This is a genomic window from Fodinicola feengrottensis, from assembly GCF_010993775.1.
Lineage (GTDB): Bacteria > Actinomycetota > Actinomycetes > Mycobacteriales > HKI-0501 > Fodinicola > Fodinicola feengrottensis.
In genome coordinates this window covers 97,722-115,320 of the sequence record NZ_WOTO01000005.1, presented here as the reverse complement: position 1 = coordinate 115,320, position 17,599 = coordinate 97,722, and the positions used below count along the sequence as shown (strand labels likewise).

Genomic DNA, 17,599 nt, shown 5'->3' with positions numbered 1-17,599 from the left:
AGGCAAGGTATGAGTATCAGCTACCCCGACGTGCAGGTGGTCGACAGCCCCGTCGGCCTGCCAGCCGCGGCCCGCGCCGCCGAGGATTTCCTGGCCGCGCTCGGGGTCTCCTGCGACAACCCGGAAATGCGCAGAAGCCCGCAGCGGATGGCCGAGGCCTACGCCGCGATGCTCACCCCGCGCCCGTTCGAGGTGACGACTTTTCCCAACGACGAAGGCTATGACGAGCTGATCGTGGTGAAGTCAATCCCGATGCAGTCGGTGTGCGAGCACCATCTGCTGCCCTTCACCGGCATCGCGCACGTCGGCTACATTCCGGCCGACCGGATCGTCGGACTCTCCAAAATCGCCCGGATAGTCGAGAAATTCGCCCGCCGCCCACAGGTCCAGGAGCGCCTCACCAAACAGGTGGCGAACTGGTTCGAGGACCAACTGTCGCCCAAAGGCGTGGGTGTGGTGATCGAGGCGGAGCACATGTGCATGACGCTCCGGGGCGTACGAGCGGCCGGCGCGATCACCAAGACGTCGGCACTTTCCGGTGTCATCAAGGACGTGCCGCAGTCCCGGGCGGAATTCCTCAGCATCGTGGTGTAGACAGCTGCAGTCCAACTCGGAACTCAACGCCAGTGACGGTGCCGGTCGGGGCGGACAGGCTGGACCGCATGACGAACTCAGTGACGGATCCCGGCCGGTTCGCGGTCGGATGGCGGAAATACCTGTGGTTGGCGGCCGGCGCCGCACTGGGCGGTTTCGCCCTGCACAACGACTGGTCGATCTCGATCGCCGGCTGGCTGTTCCTGATCTGCCTGATGCGTTTCACCCGCAGCAGCGGCATCCTGCTTGGTTTTGGATGCAGCTGGCTCGCGTCCGCGGTCGCGACCGTGGTTTTCCTTTTCGCGGGCAACAGATTCTCCTTCGGACCCATTCTCTTTGGCTGCTGCCTGGCGATCTCCACGATCCTGACGTTGCCACTGTTGGTTGACAGGTTGTTGTTCGCTCGTCTCACCCCGCTGCTGGCCACTCTCATCTTTCCCACCACTCGCGTCGCCACCGAGTTCCTGGTGGCCGCGGTGAGCCCTTTCGGTACGATTTTTTCGGCCCACTGGCGGGCACCCAGTCGGCGAACCTGCCGCTGCTGCAGTTGGTCTCGGTGACCGGCATTTACGGCATCAGCTTCCTGATGGCCTGGGCCGCGCCGGTGGCCAACCTGGCGTTGGAAAAGCGGCTGTCCTGGTGGAAAATCCGTACCGTTACTCTCGCTTTCACCGCGCTCCTTGGGCTGGTGCTGCTCGGCGGCGGGATTCGCCTCGCGGTCGCGCCAGCGGCCAAGCAGACCGTACGGGTAGCCGGCGTCAGCTCCTCGGTGCAGGCAAGGCAAAGTAAGCAGGCGCTGGACAATTTCCACACTCCCGATGTCACGCCGGACCAGAAACCCCCCCAGCTGCGCAGGGCATTCGCGTTCGTGACCGACGACCTGTTCCTGCGAAGCACAGTGGAAGCCCACGCTGGCGCGAAAATCATCGTCTGGCCGGAAGCCGGCGCGCTGACCTTGCACGACGATCTGCCAGCGCTGCTCAGCAGGGCCGCCGACTTCGCCCGAACCCAGCACGTCTATCTGGAGATGGGCGTCGGCGTGATCCTGGACAACGCGCCATACACCCGCGACATGGCGGTTCTGGTGGACCCGAACGGAAAAGCGCTGTGGGAGTTCGACAAGGCGCATCCGGTGCCTGGCCTGGAGGACTTTCCAGCCGGTGACGGCAAAGTGCCGGTGGCGAGCACCCCGTTCGGGCGCCTCGCCAACGTCATCTGTTTCGACGCCGACTTCCCTGGCACGCTGCGCCCCTCCGGCGGCCAGGCCGACATCATGCTCGTGCCGGCGAACGACTGGCAGGGCATCGAGAAGATGCACTCGGAGAACGCGGTCTTCCGAGCGGTCGAAAACGGCTAACTCCGTCGTACGGCAGGCCAGCAACGGCATCGCTGTGACCACGGACAATCGCGGAGTCGCCCTCGCGACCACGAACTTCTTCAGCACGCCGCAGCAGAACATGATCGCGTACGTACCCATCCGCGGCACCTGGACCATCTACAGCGCTGTCGGCGACCTGTTCGCCTGGCTGTGCGCGGCCGCCATGATCGCGCTCTGCGCGCTGGCGATCGTACGACCCACCCCCCACCCCGATCCAGGGGTGAAGCTAGGTACAGGGCGGGACGGGGGGCCGGTGCCATGGCGCTGGGCCGGCCCGGCTCCTTACCGTTATGGGGTGCCTACCACTTCCCACGGCCCCGCCGGCGGCCGGATCGCGACCAGCTTGCTGCTGGCGCCGGTCCGGCCGGCCGGCTGGCGGGCGACCGCGCACCTGACCGCGGGGCTGCCGCTGGCCGCCGCCGGCTTCGCGGTGACGGCATTTCTGGGCGCGCTCACCGTCGCGTTGGCGCCGACGGTGTGGTGCCAGCGTTGGGAACGCTCGCCGCGCTGGCGTACTGCGCGAATGGCTTCAGCCGGGCGCAACGGTCCCGGTTCGGCGCCCTGCTTGGCGTCGAGATCGCGCTCGCCGAGCCGGCCCCCGTCGGTGCCGGCGGCCGGTCGGTTCCAGCGGGTCTTCGACCGGGCCCTGAGCTGGCGGACCGGCCGGCAACTCGGCTATCACCTGCTGGCGTTGCCAGTCAGTGTCATCGGCACCGTCGCGGTCGTGACAATGTGGACGGTCGGCGGCGCACTGGCACTTCTGCCGGCGTACGCGTGGATGATGCTCGACCGGTCGGACGCGGTCGTCGAGATCGCGCTCACCGCGGGCGGTCTGACGCTGCTTTTCTCCGCACCCTGGGTGGCCCGTGGACTGTCCACTGTGGACGTTCTGCTGGCGAGATGGCTGCTTGGACCGCGCCGGGCCGAGACTTTGGCGCACCGGGTGCAAACCCTGACCGCCAGCCGAGCCGGCGCGATCGATGCGGCTGATGCCGAACGGCGGCGGATCGAGCGGGATCTCCATGACGGTACGCAGCAACGGCTCACCGCGCTGGCGATGAATCTGGGCATCGCCAGGGAAAGTCTCGGCGACTCCACCGACCCAGCGGCGAAGGTGATCGCCGCTGCCCACGAGGATGCCAAGCAAACACTCGCGGAACTGCGCTCCTTCGTACGCGGTCTGCACCCCGCGGTGTTGAACGATCGAGGCCTGGACGCGGCGCTTTCCGGACTGGCCAGCCGATCCCCGGTGCCCGTACGACTGCATGTCTCGGTCGAGCAGCGACCTTCGGCGACCGTCGAGGCGGTGGCATATTTCGTGGTGTCCGAGGCGTTGACGAATGTCAGCAAGCACGCCCAGGCGACCGCGGTGGAAGTCACCGCCGTACGGACCGAAAATCAGCTGGTAGTGACCATTGTGGACAATGGACGAGGTGGGGCCGCGGACGACGACACCGGAAGCGGGCTGCGTGGGCTTCGCCCAGCGGGTCGCCGCCGTCGACGGCCGGCTGATCGTGAAAAGCCCGCCGGCCGGCGGCACCACCATCACCGCGGAGCTGCCATGCGCATTGTGATCGCAGAGGACTCGATCCTGCTTCGCGAGGGTTTGGTCCGGCTGCTGGAGAGCCGCGGCGACGAGGTGGTGGACGCGGTAGGCGACGCCGATGCATTGCTTGCTAGCGTACAAAACGATCAGCCGGACCTGGTGATCGCGGACGTACGAATGCCGCCGTCGCACACCGACGAGGGCCTGCGGGCCGCGCTCGTGCTGCGCCGGCAGTTCCCGGAGCTGCCGGTGCTCGTCCTTTCCCAGTATGTCGAAGAACGCTATGCCACCGAGCTGCTGTCCGGCCCGACCAGCGGGGTCGGATACCTGCTGAAGGACCGGGTCGCCGACGTCTCGACTTTTATAGACATGCTGCGGCAAGTGGCCGCTGGCGGGACCGTCCTGGATCCGGAAGTGGTGTCGCAGATCCTGGTCCGGCACCGAAGCGACCCGCTCGACCGGCTGACGCCACGTGAATCCGAAGTTCTCGCGCTGATGGCGCAGGGCCGCTCGAACTCGGCCGTCGCCAGTGCGCTGGTAATCAGCGAAAGCGCGGTCGCCAAACATGTCAACAGCATCTTCACCAAGCTTGACCTGCCGCTCGCGGACACCGACCATCGCCGGGTCCTGGCCGTGCTGCGATTCCTGCGAATCAGATAAGAGAAATAGCAAAAATGACAAACACAACGCACGACACCCGAAGTTTTCGCTTTGTCTGGTGGATCACCGGCGGCATCGTCGCCCTTATTGCCGCGGTCGGCATTGGCATTTATGGATGGGGACTGCTGACCACCACCACGGAGACGCAGAACCAGGTCTACCGACAGCCCATCACGGCGTTGAGCATCGACGCCGACGCGGCCACTATAGTGGTCGCCGCCGGCCCGGCCGGTCAGGTGTCAGTGCACAGAGTCCTGGAGACGACCAAGGGCTGGAAGCCGACCATCAGCGAACAATGGAGTGGATCCTCACTACACGTGACGGTCAAATGCCCGGACAGCGTCCTTGGCCGCAAGTGCTCGATCGCGTACGCGATCACCGTGCCGGCCGCCACCACCCTTGCTGTGCAGTCCGACACCGGTGACCTCACGATCGGCGACCTGACCGCCCGGACCACCGTCAACACCTCGTCCGGGACGTCGTCACCGCGACCGGTCTGAGCGGGCCACTGAGCGTACGAGCAGACTCCGGAGAGGTGGTAGGCATGGCCTTGACCAGCACAAATGCCACCGTGGTCGCCGAATCCGGAAACGTGACCCTGGGCTTTGCGGCGGCACCACAGTCGGTGAGCGCCAGCGCGAACTCCGGCAACGTGACGGTGAAGGTGCCGCGCACGGGCACCGCCGCCGACGCGTACGACGTGGTGACGACCGTCGACTCGGGCACCCGCGACCTGTCCGTACGGCAACCCAGCACCACCGGCCGGCGAATCACCGTGCAGGCCGAGTCCGGCAACGTGACCGTGGGCTACCAGAGCTGACGACGATGCCCATTACTTCACCGCTATACCTTTGAAAAACGTGTAATGGAACGTCCCATCGACGATCCTGCGAAGGTCCGCGATGCCTCGATCCCACTCGCCGCTGGTGAGCAGACCGGCAGCCAACGCATCATCGCGTACGCCCTCGACCATCGCGATAAAAACGTGTTGCGAGTGAAGCCCTCGACCAGCGCCGGCCGGGTCCGGTCGACGTACATCGTCCGCGGCCGGACCACCACGTCCCGGAACCCGGCGGCGGTGAGCAGCGGCTCGACCTGCCGGCCGAGCAGCCCGTCACCGCCGGCGCGCGCCTGCAGCTCGACGAGGCAGTCGATGGTGGCCTGCGCGTACGCGCTGGCGGGGTGGAAGAAGGCGGAACCGTGGTCGCCCTCGATCACGGTGATCGTGCCACCCGGACGCAACACCCGACGAACCGCGGCCAGCGCAGCCAGCCACCGGATCCGCCAGGTGCTCGAGCACGAAACAGACGAAAAGGTGGTCGAACTCAGCGTCCGCGAACGGCAGATCGTGCAGGTCAGCGACCTGGAACCGGACATTGGGCGCGGGCACCCTGGCCCGCGCGACCGCTACTGACTCGACCGAAAGGTCGATCGAGACCAGGTCCGCCGCCGGGCTGCCGGCGACCAGATGGACGGTCTGGGCGCCGACCCCACAGCCAACCTCCAGCACCCGCGTGCCGGCCGGAAAATGGGTGCCAGCATGCAACAACTCCGCCAACGTGTCGGCCTGATCGCCCAACCGCCGCGTCTCGACCCCCGAATACCCATGCACGTACCCGACCGCCGTCGCCACATCCATGCCACCACTCTGCGAGGATCCATGGTCCTGTGCACAGGTCCATAATCGGCGATTTCTGCCGGTCCATAGGCTCGACGAACGACAATTCTCGCCGAGTAGACCCGCTACCTTCTCCTAACAGCGAACCGCTGCACCAGGGCCACACTTCGACCTGAGCGCGCAAGGCTCGATCGCCGACGAGGTGGCCCGGCTGGTTGCGCTCGGCGGCACCGTCGTACGCGAAGGTGACGAGCTGACCGTCATGTGCGACCCGGAGGGCAACGAATTCTGCGTGGAATAACGTCGACCAGTTGTTCACCGCGGCCGCCAACGCCTCACTCGGCTTGGTTGGCAGAGCGCGCGCTTCGCAATAGGTAGCCCTTTTCCACAGGCGGCTTTCTTATCCACAGAAACGAAATCAGCGTCCCGACTGTCGGTGGCGGCCAGTAAAATTGGGTCATGAGCAGAAAACGAAGGCGACCAGAATTCACCGACCCAAACAAGCAACCATGGCGCACCATGCCACCCAGCTGGGTTCCCCTGCAAATGCTGGAAGAACTCGACCGGTACGGCCGAGTCGACGCTGACACCGCGCTGGCCGCGATCGAAACCTTGGATAAGGTGATTTCGTATACGCAGGCGATGCAGATGCGGTTCATGGACCGCTTCACCAACGCCCGACCCGCCGTAGGTGCACCTTTCTCCAAATACGCGGCCGGTGAAATCGCCGCATCACTGACCTGGAGCCTGTCGGCCGCTCAGAAGCGGTTGAATTTGGCGTACCAACTGGTCCATGAGCTGCGGGGCACCATGGCTGGGATGTCTCACGGTGACCTTGACCTGCGTAAGGCGTTCACGTTCGCGGACCAGGTCGGCCACCTCTGCCCTGAGGACGCTCGGAAAGTCGAAGAGAAGGTGCTGCCCGGCGCCGACTCGAAAACGCCTCGATCGATCCGGGACAGGGCCCGGCGGGAGGTCATCAAAATCGACCCGGCCGCTGCCGAAGCCCGCCGCAAGAAACTGGTCTCTGAGAGGCGAGTAGAAAAGCAGCCTTGCGAAGACGGGATGGCTCTGCTGGGTGCGTTCCTGCCCGCCGAGTCCGCAGAGGCGATCTACCGCATCATCGACACCATCGCCCGCAGCCTCAAAACCAAAGACGAAACCCGCACCATGGACGCACTCCGAGCCGACGCCCTCACCGACCTCTGTCTGGGTGTCCCGAGCAACGTACGCACCAAAATCGAACTCCGCGTCGACGCCACCACACTGATGGGCCTGGACGACAACCCCGCAATCCTCAGTGGATACGGCCCCATGACCGCACAACGCGCCCGCGAACTCGCCGGCGACCAGAACAGCGAATGGTACCGAATCCTCACCGACCCCATCAGCGGAGTGGTGATCGACCATGGCCGTACGCGCTACCGCCCCACCCAAGCACTACGAGACCTGGTCAACGCACGCGACCAGCGATGCTGCGGCCCCGCCTGCAACCGACCAGCCGCCACCTGCGAGTTCGACCACACCATTCCCTTCCGCAAACCGGAAGGAAAGACCGCGTACGACAGCACCGGACCAGCATGCAAATTCCACAACGACATCAAAGAACACGGCTGGACCGTCACCCAACCGACGCCGGGCCGATTCCTTTGGACCAGCCCCACCGGTCGTACGTACGACGTCACACCCAACGACGAATACCCACCACCACCGTTCTAACCCAAGTCCTGCAAGTAAAGAAGGCGACGCGATGATCAGCATTACCAGCCGGGGCGACCGCGCGTTCGGCACCTAGACCTCGAGCGACACAAAGCCGTCATATAGTCCGGTCCTCAAGTAACGGCACATAAGGGCGAGAATTCCGTTCCCTCGCTGCGGCATATATGCGACCACGGCGTCATTGCGGGAACTCACCATAAAATTGAGGATGATCATGTCGCGTAGCACGAGGAACTCGTTCAGGGCGCTGCTTGATGCTGGAAGGTTTCTGACCTCCCGGTAGCCGGCGAGATACTCCGCCGCTAGACGAGCATATTCATCGCGGTCGTCCAAGCAGGTACGCAGGATCGAGGAGAGCATGGTTGCGATGTCGAGCATATAGTGGCCCCAGCCGCAGTCGTCAAAGTCGATCACGGCCACTTCTCCGGTCGGCATAACTACCACGTTGCCTCGGTGAAGGTCCGCATGGATAAGTGCCCAATCGTCGCCGACGGTCGGCATACGGTCCCGCACCTTCTTGGACACTTCCCGCAGCATCGAACGGTCTGCGCTGGTTAGCCTGCTCCACGCCAGTTCCGACGTCATCGTGGCACCTAGGTCGAAGACTTCCTGATGGCCCCAGGCCGGTCGCTCGAATGGGGCAGATGGCCGGTAACCTGAGGCATGTTCGTGGAGTCGAGCCATGACCCGCCCTAGCTCGGCGGCCAGCTCTGGCCCGAAATGTCGCGGGGCGGCGCCGGGTATCCACTCAAACAACGCCGACGTTACAGGCTCATCCGAACCGTTAAGAGCACTGGTTACGACCAGCTCCGACGACCTAGTCGCCACCGGCGTGGGCACGACAGTCGTCTTCTCAGCTGCAAGAGAGAGCAGCCACTCAAGCTCGGAAGCCTGCGCGGCTGGGCTCCGACCATCTACAACCGAAATGCGCAACACATAACTCTTGCCATTCCGCACGACCAAGTAGACCGCATTATCCTCATATTGCAGTAGCTGCACGCTGTCTGGCATCGCACCATACTGTTTAAGGATAGAGAGGGCCAATGATCGAAGATGCTGCTCCTGCATATGACGACTAAGTTCACTAAATCTGTGATCCATCCTGCTCCTTATCCGGCAGTAGCTGGTCAATCAAAACCACGCGCCCGGGCGCCACGCCGTGGAACAGGTTCAGCTGAGCAAGTCCGCGATGGTGGCGATGCCGGTGCGGATGGCTCGTTCTCCCAGGTTTCCGAAGCCCAACACCAATTGGGCCGGGTCGGTACGACCGCCGGCGCGGCATTCGCTCATGCCGTACAAGCCGACCAACCGCTCCCGGGCCGCCTCGATCACCGCTTTTTTTTCCCCGACGCCCGCGGGTAAATGGGCCACCGCATGGAAACCCGCGGCCAGCCCAGTCAACGTGACCGCGGGAGCGTGGTGTGCGAGCGCGTCGACCAATGCCGTACGGCGAGCCGCGTAAATCCCTCGCATACGACGTAAGTGCCGGTCGAAGCGGCCGGACTCGACGAGTTTGGCCACCGCCAGCTGCTCAAGTCCGGGCGAGCCGCGGTCACTGAGGTGTTTTTTTCCGCAGAAATGGCTGCGTTGAGCGAAGGTGGGCAGAGGATCCAGCCGAGCCGGAGCGTTGGCGCGAGGGATTTGCTGACCGTACCCAACGCAACCACCCGGTCCGGGGCGAGACCTTGCAGTGCACCTACCGGCTCGCGGTCGTAGCGGAACTCGGCGTCGTAGTCGTCCTCGATAATGGTTCCCTTCCGAGAAACCGCCCATGCGACAAGGGCTTGCCGGCGCTCTGGCGTGAGGACGACACCGGTCGGCCATTGGTGGGCCGGCGTCACGACCACCGCGTCCGCACCGGAAGCCGCGAGCGCTTCCACGTCCACGCCGAAAGCGTCGACTGGCACGCGTACGGGCTCAATGCCCAGCGCCTTTTTTGCCGGTAGGCCACCCCGTCCTCATCATATCCGGGATCTTCGAAGGCGATCCGCTGGATGCCTTTTTGTACGAGTGCTCGCAAAACCAAATTGAGGCCTTGCGCGAACCCGGTACACACCACCATCCGGGACGGCTCCGCGGCCGCTCCTCTTACCCGTCCCAGGTAGGACGCCAAAACTTCGCGTAGTTCCAGGATGCCGCGCGGATCCCCGTAATCCAGGGCCGCGTTCGGCATTTCCCGACAGATCTCTTTTTGGGCCCAAAGCCAGTCGCCGCGCGGAAAACTGGCCAGGTCGGGGACGCCGTGCCGAAAGTCCGCGATCAGCCGCGGCGGCGCGGCCGCGGCCGCGGCCGTCACTGGAGTGGTCCAAGCGCCCTCGGCTACCCGGGTCGCCGAACCGACCCGGGTCGTCAGGTAACCCTCGGCTTGCAGCTGGCCGAAGCACTCCTGGACCAGGCCGCGGGAGACGCCGAGCATCCGGGCCAACTCCCGCGACGACGGCAGCAGCGCTCCTGGGCCCGCAACCGGCCGGCGCGGATCGCCTCCCGGAGGCCGCCCTCCAGCTGGCAGCGCAGCGACAACTCCGCCGTACGGTCCAGGGGCAGCAGCAGCTCCGGACTCAAACCGGCCCACTCGATCGGCATAGAATTGGAGCTTAGCGGCGATCCAGTTGGCTCGTAGCGTCCTTCTTATGACAACCACGACGCCGGCCACCCGGCCACGCCTGTTCAGCCGGGCCCTGCTGCTCATCATGGGCGCCAACTTCGGTGCGCTGACCAGCCTCTACCTGCTGCTTTCGGTGGTGCCGCTCTACACCGCGAAACTCGGCGACAACGGGGGCGCGGCGCCGGTCTGTCGACCGGTCTGCTGATGACCGCGACCGTGGTCGCCGAGCTGGCCACGCCCCGGCTGGTGGCCCGGTTCGGCTACCGCTGGGTCCTGGCCGCCGGCCTGATGCTGCTCGGCGCGCCGACGCTGGCCCTCGCCTTCGCGCCAACGATGGCGACAATCATGCTGGTCAGCCTGGTACGGGGCACCGGCTTCGCGATCGTGATGGTGGTCTCCGGCGCGCTGGTCCCGCTGCTGTTGCCCAAGGAACGCCAGGGCGAGGGCCTGGGCATCAGCGGGCTGGTCGCCTGCCTACCGCCGATCGCGGCGCTGCCGCTCGGGCTGTGGCTGGCCAGCGCGGCCGCGCTTCACCGCGGCCTTCCTGGTCGGCGGGTTCTGCGCGCTCGCCGGCCTCGCCGTCATCGGCTGGGTGCCCAAGGTGGCGCCGAGCGGCGAATCGGCGGTCGGCATCGTGGCTGGCCTGCGTACGGCCGCATTGAACCGGCCAGCGATCGTGTTCGCCACCACCGCGATGGCCGGCGGGATCGTGGCCGGCTTCCTGCCGCTGGCGGTGTCCGGCGGCTCCGGTTCGCTGGCCGCCACCGCCCTGCTGGTCCAGGCCGCCACCGCGGCCGGCAGCCGGTGGTTGGCCGGCCGGTTCGGCGACCGTTATGGCGCCGGCAAACTGCTCGTACCAGCCGCCCTCGTCGCCGCCGTCGGTCTGATCCCACTTGTCGTCACCGACAATCCAGTGGCGATTCTCGCCGGCATGGCGGTTTTCGGCATCGGCTTCGGAGCCGCTCAGAACGCGAGCATCGCCCTGATGCTCAGCCGCGTCGCTCCGTCCAGTTACGGCACTGTGAGCGCATTGTGGAATATGTCGTACGACGGCGGCTGGGGCTTGGGCGCCACCGGTTTCGGCATCCTCGCCGCCCGGGTAGGTTTCTCCCCGGCCTTCGCCGCGACAGCCGTCCTGATGGTCGCTACTGTCACGTACTTCCACCGATCCATCAAAAAATAGGAGAAACACCATGAGCAGGATCGTGGTATCGGAATTCATCACCGTCGACGGCGGCATCGACTCCCCCGGCGGCGAACCCGGTTTCGACCGCGCCGGCTGGGCCTTCCAGTTCAGCCGCGGCCCAGAAGGCGACAAGTTCAAACTTGACGAAGTCCAGAAAGCGGACGCCCTGCTGCTGGGCCGCAAAACGTACGACGGCTTCGCCGCGGTCTGGCCGACGGTCAAGGACGAAGCCGGTTTCGCGGAGAAAAAATGAACAGCATGCCCAAATATGTGCTCTCCTCGACACTGACCGGCCCGACCTGGGCGAACACCACTGTGCTGGGAAGCGTCGACGAGATAGCGAAACTGCGCGAATCCGGCGACGACGAGCTGTTGGTCAACGGCAGCGGCCAGCTCGTACGCGCGTTGGGTGAGCGTGGGGGCTGGTAGACGAATATCGGCTGATGGTCTTTCCGACCGTGCTGGGTGGCGGCGAGAAACTGTTCGGCGAGACGAGTACGGCCGCGAAGCTGAAGTTGGTCGATTCCCAGGTGGTGGGCACAGATGGCGTGATTGTTTTGACTTACCAAGCGCTCTAGCGCCACGAACAATGCCGCTCCGATCAGACTGTCGAGATCCAGGGCACGCGTTCGTCCTTGACACTGACGGAGAGGAACACCAACCATGCGTTACATGCTGCTGATCTACGGCTGCAACCGCCCTGAACCTGGAGATCCGGGTTTCGCGGAGGCGCTGACCAGGATCAACGCGTTTGTGGACGAGTGTTGCCGGCGAGGTGTGTACGAGGCCGGCGACCCGTTGAAGACGATCGAGACAGCGACGACCGTGCGCGTACGCGACGGGCAAGCGCTGATGACGGACGGGCCGTTCGCGGAGACGAACGAGCAGTTGGGTGGCTACTACATTCTCGACTGCAAGGACCTCGACGAGGCGTTGGAGCTGGCGGCGCAGTGTCCGATGGCGATGGACGGGTCGATCGAAGTCCGTCCGATCGCGGCCGCCCCGCGGCTGACTTGACGGTCGCGGCGGCGGTCGAGCGCGTCTATCGCGAAGAGCGCGCCCGGATGCTGGCCGCGCTCGTACGAGTGCTCGGCGACTTCGAGCTTGCCGAGGAAGCCCTGCACGAAGCCTGCGCGCAAGCCCTGCGCAGCTGGCCGCGGACCGGGATCCCGGACAACCCGGTGGGTTGGCTGCTAACGGTCGGCCGAAACCGCGGTTTCGACTGGCAGCGCAGAGCCATCAAAGGCCGCGAAAAACAGGAAGTGGCCGCCGTTCACACGGGAGAGGCGATGCCCGGGATCAGCGAGGACGCGCTGGTCGGCCTGGGGGACGACCGGCTGAGCCTGATTTTCACCTGCTGCCATCCAGCGCTCGCGATGCCGGCCCGGGTGGCCCTCACGCTGCAGGTCGTGGTCGGCCTGACAGCTGGCGAGATCGCCCGCGCTTTCCTGGTGGGCGAGTCGACGCTGGCGCAACGGTTGGTACGCGCGAAACGCAAGATCAGAGAAGCCGGCGTCTCGTTCGAGGTGCCGCCCGACCATCGCCTCCCCGAACGACTTTCCGGCGTACTCGCCGTCGTTTACCTCATCTTCACGCAGGTCTACAACGCCTCCCCCGCCGCACCCGAGCATCGCGAACTCCGCGCCGAGGCGATCCGGCTCGGCTCACTGATCGCCACTTTGATGCCGGCCGAGCCTGAGGTGTACGGCCCTGATAGCGCTGATGTTGCTCCACGATTCGCGTACGGCCGCCCGTTACGACCCGGCCGGCGATGTGGTGCTGCTGGACGATCAGGACCGCACGCAATGGGACCAGTCGCAGATCGCGGCCGGCGTCCACCTTCTCGACCGTGCACTGAAACATCACTCAACCGGCCCGTACGCGCTGCAAGCGGCGATCGCCGCCGTACACGCCCAGGCAGCGACCGCGGACGCCACCGACTGGCCGCGAATCGCCGGCTTGTACGCGGCATTGGCCCTCACGCCTCACGCCCTCCCCTGTCGTGGACCTCAACCACGCGATCGCGATCGCGATGACGGACGGACCCGAGGTCGGCCTGCACCTCATCGACGGAATCGACGGTCTGCGCGGCTACCACCTGTGGCACGCTGCCCGTGCCGACATGTTGCGCCGGCTCGATCGACGCGACGAAGCCACGGCCGCGTACGAAAAGGCTCACGACATCGCGACCAACCCTGCCGACCGCCGCTTCCTGGAGCGGCGCCTGAAGGAGCTCGACAACTAATGCGACTCACCCGGTGACCTGGGCTCGGGCGGTTCAGGCCGCCCGGCCCAGAAACGCCAGCAGCCTGGTCTGCTCGTCGGCACCTGGCGGCGGGGTCAGCTCGGGGCCGAAGAAGCCCGGCTCACGACTCATCGACTGCTGCGCCCACGCGTACGAGAGCGGCACCAGCGCCGGGTCCAGCCGCACGTCCATGCCGAGCGGGTGACCGATGTCCCATGTGTGCCCGAGAAAGTCGGTGACCAGCAGGGTCGCCATCGCGGAAAGCGGGATCTCGCCAAGGCCCGGGAGGGTGATGCGGCGCGCGAGGGTCTCTTCGTCGAGCACGCCATTGGCCTCGTCACGGGCCTGTCGCCAGGTCGCGACCGGGTCGACGGCGGCGAGTTCGCCTGGACTCGTGGATCCGGGATCCGGAATCCGGTCTTGCTCTGGTAGTCCTGCCCCGTCGCCCAGGCCCGCAGCTGGTGCTGGGCCCAGATGACATGACCGGCGACATCGCGCACGGTCCACTCCGGGCAGGCCGACCGCGCGTCCCACTGGGCCGCCGGCACGGCGGCCAGCACCTCGTCGAAACCGCCTTGCGCCCGTTTGTACGACTCCATCGTGTCCATGGTGGTTCCTCTCGTCGATGAGACACGTCCAAACCCAAGGACGATCGGCAGACGCGAGACTCGACACTCCCCTATGAAACCGCCCGTTCCAGTTCCTCCAACGCGGCATCGAGATGCCCCAGCAGATGCTGCAGGTGCGGCAGACTCCGGCGGCACCCGACGATCCCGAAATCCAAACTCCCCGCGTGGGACGTCAGCGTGATGTTCATCGCCTGCCCGTCCAACAGGAATGACACCGGATACGTCCCGCTCAACTTCGCGCCGTTGAAATACATGTCCTCGGTGGGACCTGGAACATTGGAGGAGATAATCAGGTTGAAAGGCGGCGGAGTGAGCCGGGTAATGCCCGGCAGCGGCGCCAACCCGACGCCGCCGACCATCAACGCGGACAGCGCGGTGATCTGCAGCGGGGTGAGTTCGGCGTACATTTCCTTGCTGGTGCTCATGGCCGCCATGATCTGCTCCAGCCGGACCGCCGGATCGGGAATGTCGGTGGCCAGTGAGCACAGGATCGTCCCGACCGCGTTGCCGGTGGCGTCGGACTTCAGTCGCGCGCCGCGCAACGAGACCGGCACCATGGCGACCAGCGGGGGGCGGCCGGCAATGCGTTGAGTTCCAACAAATAGCGCCGAAGCGCGCCGGCGGACATGGCGAGGGCGATGTCGTTGACGGTGGAGCCGGAGCGTTTTCCGAGTTCCCGGATCCGGTCCAGCGACCAGGACTGGGCGGCGAATCGGCGGGCGCCGCCGATGCTGACGTTGAGGACGGTTTTCGGGGCTTGGAAAGGCAAGGTCGCGGCCTGCTCTTGAATCGTACGCAGCGCGGTCCGCACCACCGCAGGACCAATGCCCAGCGCGTCGGAAACACCGCCGGCGACCGCTGACAAGCGGTCGGACAGATCCACCCCGTTAACGGCATGGCTGCGGGATTTCGGTCGTGCGGCCCAGAACGGCAGGCAGTCCAGGTCGTCCGGGTCGGTGGTCATCATCCGGACCAGCTGGCGGACCGCGGACGCGCCGTCGACCAGCGCGTGATGAACCTTCGTATACGTGGCGTAGCGGTTGCCTTCGAGGCCATCAATGAGGTGGAACTCCCAGAGCGGCCGGTGCCGGTCCAACAGCGAGCCGTGCAGCCGGGACACCAGCTCCAGCAGCTGCCGGACCTTGCCCGGGCGAGGCAGCGCGGACAGCCTCACGTGGTATTCCAGATCCAGCTCGTCGTCGTCCTGCCAGCCCCACTGGCCGAAACTGGCCAGCGACCGGCGCGGCCGCTGGCGATAGAGCGGCTGAGCCTCAGCAGCGCCGAGCATCTGCCTATAGAGCTCATAAACGTAGTCCGGGCCGGCGCCATCGGGCACGTCGTACAACTGCAGACCACCCACGTGCAATGGATGCTCACGCGATTCGAGCAGGAGGAACATCGCGTCAGTGATCGGCATCGGCATCATCTGCTGGCGACCTCCCTGCTGCTGGAATTGCTGCTGATTGCGAATGCCTACTCGGGCAGGCCGATCGGGTTGGGGAACGGGACGCCCTCGACGGTCCGGGCGACCACCGGTCGCAGCGCCGCCAGCAGCCGGTCGACCCCGAAACCGGCCTCGACGGCCCGGTCGACGCTGGCCGCCAGCCGGTCGGTCAGCTCCTCCACGTCCGTACGCACCTGCCGCCCGCGATCGGTCAGCGCGTCGTCCGCGTCCAACCAGCCGCGCTCCCGCAGACGGTTGATCGCGGCCTCCCACTCCGGCTCCGTCCAGCCCCGGAACTCGCGCTGCTGCTCAGGCACCTGACCAGCGACAACGGCCAACACATTGGCCTCGCAGCCGTCCAGTCCGGCGGTCAGCAACGCGGCCACGTGCCCGTCCCCACGGAACTCCCGCAACGCCGTGGTGGCCCACCACAGGGCCAGGTGCGGGGCGTCCGGGATGGCCAGCGCGGCATGCGCCGCGAACAGCGGTCGCCCGGCCGGATCCAGGCCGACCACCACCTCCGCCAGCGCCTTCGCGACCTCGCCCAACGCTGGGTCGTCAACGCCGTCGCCGAGCAGTTCACGCAGTCGCAGGTCGGCGATCCGCTGGTGTGCGGCGACCGCGTCCGCGGGCGTACCCAAGCTCCAGGCATCGGGCAGCGCGCGGTCGATCCTGGCCGCCGCGAAGTTGTAGAACATCGCCGTCACGACCTCCGGCGGCACCGCACCCAGCGGCCCAGAGCGCCCGGCGACATAGCCCATCCAGAATCCACGCAAGCCCGCCGCGGCATATTCCTCCCGCGCCTGCGGGGCGAAATAGACCGGCGCGTGATAGCCCTCGACAAGGCGCCACATCTCGTTCACGTCCGACAGCGTACGTCCCGGCTCGAACCATAAGCGGCCTGCGTCACATTTTCTTCGGCGCTTGGTGTTGACTGCGGTCGTGGTCCTGGGTTTATGTACATCCCGGCTGATTTCGCAACGACCCGGCGCAGGGCCGGCCTTTGACGTGGAGGCTTCCGTTGGCGGGAAAGCGGCGTTCGATGTTCCTGGTCGGGTTGGTGACCGCGGCTTTCGTGGTGCCGACAGCCCTGTTCAGTACGGCGGTGCCGGGGTCGCCGGCGGAGCCGTCGTCGACGGGAAACTTTCAGTCGTCGTTCGAAACCGCCGATCCGGCGCTAACATGGACAAATACCGCTGAAACCGATAGAAACGGGCGCCCGAAGGCGTCCGGGGTGACCAGCGCTTTCTCCACCGGCATCCCCGGGAACATCGCCGACAAGATCACCAAGATCACCGCGAGCGGCGAGAACACCAGCGGCGGCGAGGTGAAGGAGAACCTGGCCGACGGCGATGTGCACAGCAAATGGCTGGTCTTCGCGCCGACCGGCTGGGTGCAGTACGAGCTGTCCGAGCCGGTCGCGATCGTCAAATACGCGGTGGCCTCCGCCAACGACGAACCGGGCCGCGACCCGAAAGACTGGACACTCACCGGCTCCGCCGACGGCACCACCTGGACCACAGTGGACAGTCGCGGCGGCGAGAGTTTTTTTCCCAGTCGCATGCAGCTGAAACAGTACGACACGACTAACAAAGCGGCGTACAGATTCTATCGCTGGACGGTCACCGCGAATGCCGGCGCCGACATCCTGCAGGCGTCCGAATGGCAACTCGCGGTCGATCCAACCATCGACCCGCCGCAGCCCAACATGCAGACCAAAATCGCCACCGGCCCGGCCAGCGCGCCGGACGCCAAGGCGAACGTCGGCTACACTGGGCTGCATTCGCTGCTGTACGCGGGCAGCCAGACCAGCGCCGGACGCGGTTACTCGTACAACAAAAAATCTACGACGTCTCGGTTCCGGTCGGTCGCGACACCGAGCTTTCCTACCTGCTATTCCCTGAGCTGACCGGCGACGACCTGCGCTATTCCAGCACGTACGCGTCCGTCGACCTGGCCTTCAGCGACGGGACCT

The 17,599-nt window shown here is 65.8% G+C and carries 23 protein-coding genes and 7 pseudogenes; 20 read left to right on the top strand and 10 right to left on the bottom strand.

Annotation, left to right across the window (positions count from 1 at the left end; all coding sequences use genetic code 11):
- Positions 1–9: 9 nt before the first annotated feature.
- The 7 genes and pseudogenes from folE (at position 10) to GNX96_RS06070 (ending at position 4,998) form a co-directional block, all read left to right on the top strand.
- Positions 10–594: a GTP cyclohydrolase I FolE gene (folE, locus tag GNX96_RS06100; protein WP_163567340.1), complete on the top strand. Its 585-nt coding sequence runs from the start codon at positions 10–12 to the stop codon at positions 592–594.
- A gap of 68 nt (positions 595–662) precedes the next feature.
- The gene (locus GNX96_RS06095) at positions 663–1,154 is read left to right on the top strand and encodes a hypothetical protein (RefSeq protein ID WP_163567339.1); all 492 of its coding nucleotides are present in this window, start codon (positions 663–665) and stop codon (positions 1,152–1,154) included.
- Positions 1,151–1,951, top strand: a complete 801-nt coding sequence (locus GNX96_RS06090) for a nitrilase-related carbon-nitrogen hydrolase (RefSeq protein ID WP_163567338.1) — start codon at positions 1,151–1,153, stop codon at positions 1,949–1,951. The genes GNX96_RS06095 and GNX96_RS06090 overlap by 4 nt, the downstream gene beginning before the upstream one ends.
- 100 nt (positions 1,952–2,051) lie before the next feature.
- Positions 2,052–3,158 (top strand): annotated as a pseudogene (locus tag GNX96_RS60880) (histidine kinase); the annotation flags it as partial.
- A 375-nt stretch (positions 3,159–3,533) separates the two neighbouring features.
- Complete coding sequence (locus tag GNX96_RS06080; RefSeq protein WP_163567337.1) at positions 3,534–4,178, top strand: response regulator; 645 nt, start codon at positions 3,534–3,536, stop codon at positions 4,176–4,178.
- 14 nt (positions 4,179–4,192) lie between these two features.
- Positions 4,193–4,678, top strand: coding sequence for a DUF4097 domain-containing protein (locus GNX96_RS06075; RefSeq protein WP_163567336.1), 486 nt, complete (start codon positions 4,193–4,195; stop codon positions 4,676–4,678).
- A 44-nt stretch (positions 4,679–4,722) separates the two neighbouring features.
- Positions 4,723–4,998 (top strand): hypothetical protein, encoded by a 276-nt coding sequence (locus GNX96_RS06070; RefSeq protein WP_163567335.1) that lies wholly within the window; start codon positions 4,723–4,725, stop codon positions 4,996–4,998.
- Between the two features lie 23 nt (positions 4,999–5,021).
- Here the strand turns inward: GNX96_RS06070 and GNX96_RS49280 are convergent, their stop codons facing one another.
- Positions 5,022–5,423: a methyltransferase domain-containing protein gene (locus GNX96_RS49280; RefSeq protein ID WP_279579511.1), complete on the bottom strand. Its 402-nt coding sequence runs from the start codon at positions 5,421–5,423 to the stop codon at positions 5,022–5,024.
- Positions 5,424–5,508: 85 nt separating this feature from the next.
- Positions 5,509–5,817 (bottom strand): annotated as a pseudogene (locus tag GNX96_RS62670) (class I SAM-dependent methyltransferase); the annotation flags it as partial.
- A 151-nt stretch (positions 5,818–5,968) separates the two neighbouring features.
- Between GNX96_RS62670 and GNX96_RS06060 the strand changes: the two are divergent.
- Together GNX96_RS06060 and GNX96_RS06055 are read left to right on the top strand one after the other, a co-directional pair.
- On the top strand, positions 5,969–6,097 hold the full coding sequence (locus GNX96_RS06060; RefSeq protein ID WP_163567413.1) for a VOC family protein: 129 nt from the start codon (positions 5,969–5,971) through the stop codon (positions 6,095–6,097).
- Positions 6,098–6,255: 158 nt separating this feature from the next.
- Positions 6,256–7,515 (top strand): DUF222 domain-containing protein, encoded by a 1,260-nt coding sequence (locus GNX96_RS06055; RefSeq protein WP_279579509.1) that lies wholly within the window; start codon positions 6,256–6,258, stop codon positions 7,513–7,515.
- A gap of 72 nt (positions 7,516–7,587) precedes the next feature.
- Here the strand turns inward: GNX96_RS06055 and GNX96_RS06050 are convergent, their stop codons facing one another.
- The 4 genes and pseudogenes from GNX96_RS06050 to GNX96_RS49265 form a co-directional block, all read right to left on the bottom strand.
- On the bottom strand, positions 7,588–8,526 hold the full coding sequence (locus GNX96_RS06050) for a phosphotransferase enzyme family protein (RefSeq protein WP_163567333.1): 939 nt from the start codon (positions 8,524–8,526) through the stop codon (positions 7,588–7,590).
- Between the two features lie 159 nt (positions 8,527–8,685).
- Complete coding sequence (locus GNX96_RS49270) at positions 8,686–9,036, bottom strand: aminotransferase-like domain-containing protein (RefSeq protein WP_279579508.1); 351 nt, start codon at positions 9,034–9,036, stop codon at positions 8,686–8,688.
- Between the two features lie 116 nt (positions 9,037–9,152).
- Positions 9,153–9,395 (bottom strand): annotated as a pseudogene (locus GNX96_RS62665) (PLP-dependent aminotransferase family protein); the annotation flags it as partial.
- Positions 9,353–10,087 (bottom strand): aminotransferase class I/II-fold pyridoxal phosphate-dependent enzyme, encoded by a 735-nt coding sequence (locus GNX96_RS49265; RefSeq protein WP_279579507.1) that lies wholly within the window; start codon positions 10,085–10,087, stop codon positions 9,353–9,355. The pseudogene GNX96_RS62665 and the gene GNX96_RS49265, both read right to left, overlap by 43 nt.
- A 58-nt stretch (positions 10,088–10,145) precedes the next feature.
- Here GNX96_RS49265 and GNX96_RS06040 point away from each other — a divergent pair, with 58 nt between their 5' ends.
- Together GNX96_RS06040 and GNX96_RS62660 are read left to right on the top strand one after the other, a co-directional pair.
- A complete protein-coding gene (locus tag GNX96_RS06040) occupies positions 10,146–10,325 on the top strand; it encodes a hypothetical protein (RefSeq protein ID WP_163567332.1) in 180 nt (59 codons plus the stop codon).
- A pseudogene (locus GNX96_RS62660) lies at positions 10,325–10,582 on the top strand (MFS transporter); the annotation flags it as partial. The gene GNX96_RS06040 and the pseudogene GNX96_RS62660, both read left to right, overlap by 1 nt.
- A gap of 12 nt (positions 10,583–10,594) precedes the next feature.
- On the opposite strand, the gene GNX96_RS49260 reads toward GNX96_RS62660, so the two are convergent.
- Positions 10,595–10,753 carry a hypothetical protein gene (locus GNX96_RS49260; protein WP_279579600.1) on the bottom strand — a complete coding sequence of 53 codons (159 nt, stop codon included), beginning with the start codon at positions 10,751–10,753 and terminating at the stop codon, positions 10,595–10,597.
- On the opposite strand from GNX96_RS49260, the gene GNX96_RS06030 reads away from it, so the two are divergent.
- The 8 genes and pseudogenes from GNX96_RS06030 (at position 10,713) to GNX96_RS60865 (ending at position 13,551) form a co-directional block, all read left to right on the top strand.
- Positions 10,713–11,303, top strand: coding sequence for an MFS transporter (locus tag GNX96_RS06030; RefSeq protein ID WP_279579506.1), 591 nt, complete (start codon positions 10,713–10,715; stop codon positions 11,301–11,303). The genes GNX96_RS49260 and GNX96_RS06030 overlap by 41 nt on opposite strands.
- Positions 11,304–11,313: 10 nt before the next feature.
- Positions 11,314–11,559: a hypothetical protein gene (locus GNX96_RS49255; RefSeq protein WP_279579505.1), complete on the top strand. Its 246-nt coding sequence runs from the start codon at positions 11,314–11,316 to the stop codon at positions 11,557–11,559.
- Complete coding sequence (locus tag GNX96_RS49250) at positions 11,556–11,735, top strand: hypothetical protein (protein ID WP_279579504.1); 180 nt, start codon at positions 11,556–11,558, stop codon at positions 11,733–11,735. The genes GNX96_RS49255 and GNX96_RS49250 overlap by 4 nt, the downstream gene beginning before the upstream one ends.
- A 14-nt stretch (positions 11,736–11,749) precedes the next feature.
- A complete protein-coding gene (locus GNX96_RS49245; protein WP_279579503.1) occupies positions 11,750–11,884 on the top strand; it encodes a hypothetical protein in 135 nt (44 codons plus the stop codon).
- A gap of 85 nt (positions 11,885–11,969) precedes the next feature.
- On the top strand, positions 11,970–12,323 hold the full coding sequence (locus GNX96_RS06020; protein WP_163567331.1) for a YciI family protein: 354 nt from the start codon (positions 11,970–11,972) through the stop codon (positions 12,321–12,323).
- A 47-nt stretch (positions 12,324–12,370) separates the two neighbouring features.
- Positions 12,371–12,955 (top strand): annotated as a pseudogene (locus GNX96_RS60875) (RNA polymerase sigma factor); the annotation flags it as partial.
- 73 nt (positions 12,956–13,028) lie between these two features.
- Positions 13,029–13,100: pseudogene (locus GNX96_RS60870) on the top strand (hypothetical protein); the annotation flags it as partial.
- Between the two features lie 238 nt (positions 13,101–13,338).
- Entirely contained in the window at positions 13,339–13,551 is a 213-nt protein-coding gene (locus GNX96_RS60865) for a hypothetical protein (protein ID WP_313885585.1), read from the top strand.
- A 128-nt stretch (positions 13,552–13,679) separates the two neighbouring features.
- On the opposite strand, the gene GNX96_RS06010 is transcribed toward GNX96_RS60865, so the two are convergent.
- The 3 genes and pseudogenes from GNX96_RS06010 to GNX96_RS06000 form a co-directional block, all read right to left on the bottom strand.
- Positions 13,680–14,150: a maleylpyruvate isomerase N-terminal domain-containing protein gene (locus GNX96_RS06010; RefSeq protein ID WP_390623938.1), complete on the bottom strand. Its 471-nt coding sequence runs from the start codon at positions 14,148–14,150 to the stop codon at positions 13,680–13,682.
- Between the two features lie 80 nt (positions 14,151–14,230).
- Positions 14,231–15,606: pseudogene (locus GNX96_RS06005) on the bottom strand (WS/DGAT/MGAT family O-acyltransferase).
- 47 nt (positions 15,607–15,653) lie between these two features.
- Positions 15,654–16,478: an SCO6745 family protein gene (locus tag GNX96_RS06000; RefSeq protein WP_163567329.1), complete on the bottom strand. Its 825-nt coding sequence runs from the start codon at positions 16,476–16,478 to the stop codon at positions 15,654–15,656.
- 167 nt (positions 16,479–16,645) lie between these two features.
- Here GNX96_RS06000 and GNX96_RS49240 point away from each other — a divergent pair, with 167 nt between their 5' ends.
- Positions 16,646–17,533: a discoidin domain-containing protein gene (locus GNX96_RS49240; RefSeq protein WP_279579501.1), complete on the top strand. Its 888-nt coding sequence runs from the start codon at positions 16,646–16,648 to the stop codon at positions 17,531–17,533.
- The last annotated feature ends 66 nt before the right edge of the window (positions 17,534–17,599 follow it).

Excerpts from the sequence above, each read along its gene's own strand:
- GNX96_RS49260 (WP_279579600.1), bottom strand. The coding sequence starts at position 10,753 with ATGCCGACCGCCGATTCGCCGCTCGGCGCCACCTTGGGCACCCAGCCG.
- GNX96_RS60865 (WP_313885585.1), top strand. The coding sequence starts at position 13,339 with ATGACGGACGGACCCGAGGTCGGCCTGCACCTCATCGACGGAATCGAC.
- GNX96_RS06000 (WP_163567329.1), bottom strand. The coding sequence starts at position 16,478 with ATGTGGCGCCTTGTCGAGGGCTATCACGCGCCGGTCTATTTCGCCCCG.
- GNX96_RS06010 (WP_390623938.1), bottom strand. The coding sequence starts at position 14,150 with ATGGAGTCGTACAAACGGGCGCAAGGCGGTTTCGACGAGGTGCTGGCC.
- GNX96_RS06055 (WP_279579509.1), top strand. The coding sequence starts at position 6,256 with ATGAGCAGAAAACGAAGGCGACCAGAATTCACCGACCCAAACAAGCAA.
- GNX96_RS06040 (WP_163567332.1), top strand. The coding sequence starts at position 10,146 with ATGACAACCACGACGCCGGCCACCCGGCCACGCCTGTTCAGCCGGGCC.
- GNX96_RS06080 (WP_163567337.1), top strand. The coding sequence starts at position 3,534 with ATGCGCATTGTGATCGCAGAGGACTCGATCCTGCTTCGCGAGGGTTTG.
- GNX96_RS49250 (WP_279579504.1), top strand. The coding sequence starts at position 11,556 with ATGAACAGCATGCCCAAATATGTGCTCTCCTCGACACTGACCGGCCCG.
- folE (WP_163567340.1), top strand. The coding sequence starts at position 10 with ATGAGTATCAGCTACCCCGACGTGCAGGTGGTCGACAGCCCCGTCGGC.
- GNX96_RS06075 (WP_163567336.1), top strand. The coding sequence starts at position 4,193 with ATGACAAACACAACGCACGACACCCGAAGTTTTCGCTTTGTCTGGTGG.
- GNX96_RS06050 (WP_163567333.1), bottom strand. The coding sequence starts at position 8,526 with ATGCCAGACAGCGTGCAGCTACTGCAATATGAGGATAATGCGGTCTAC.
- GNX96_RS49245 (WP_279579503.1), top strand. The coding sequence starts at position 11,750 with ATGGTCTTTCCGACCGTGCTGGGTGGCGGCGAGAAACTGTTCGGCGAG.
- GNX96_RS06020 (WP_163567331.1), top strand. The coding sequence starts at position 11,970 with ATGCGTTACATGCTGCTGATCTACGGCTGCAACCGCCCTGAACCTGGA.
- GNX96_RS06095 (WP_163567339.1), top strand. The coding sequence starts at position 663 with ATGACGAACTCAGTGACGGATCCCGGCCGGTTCGCGGTCGGATGGCGG.
- GNX96_RS06070 (WP_163567335.1), top strand. The coding sequence starts at position 4,723 with ATGGCCTTGACCAGCACAAATGCCACCGTGGTCGCCGAATCCGGAAAC.
- GNX96_RS49255 (WP_279579505.1), top strand. The coding sequence starts at position 11,314 with ATGAGCAGGATCGTGGTATCGGAATTCATCACCGTCGACGGCGGCATC.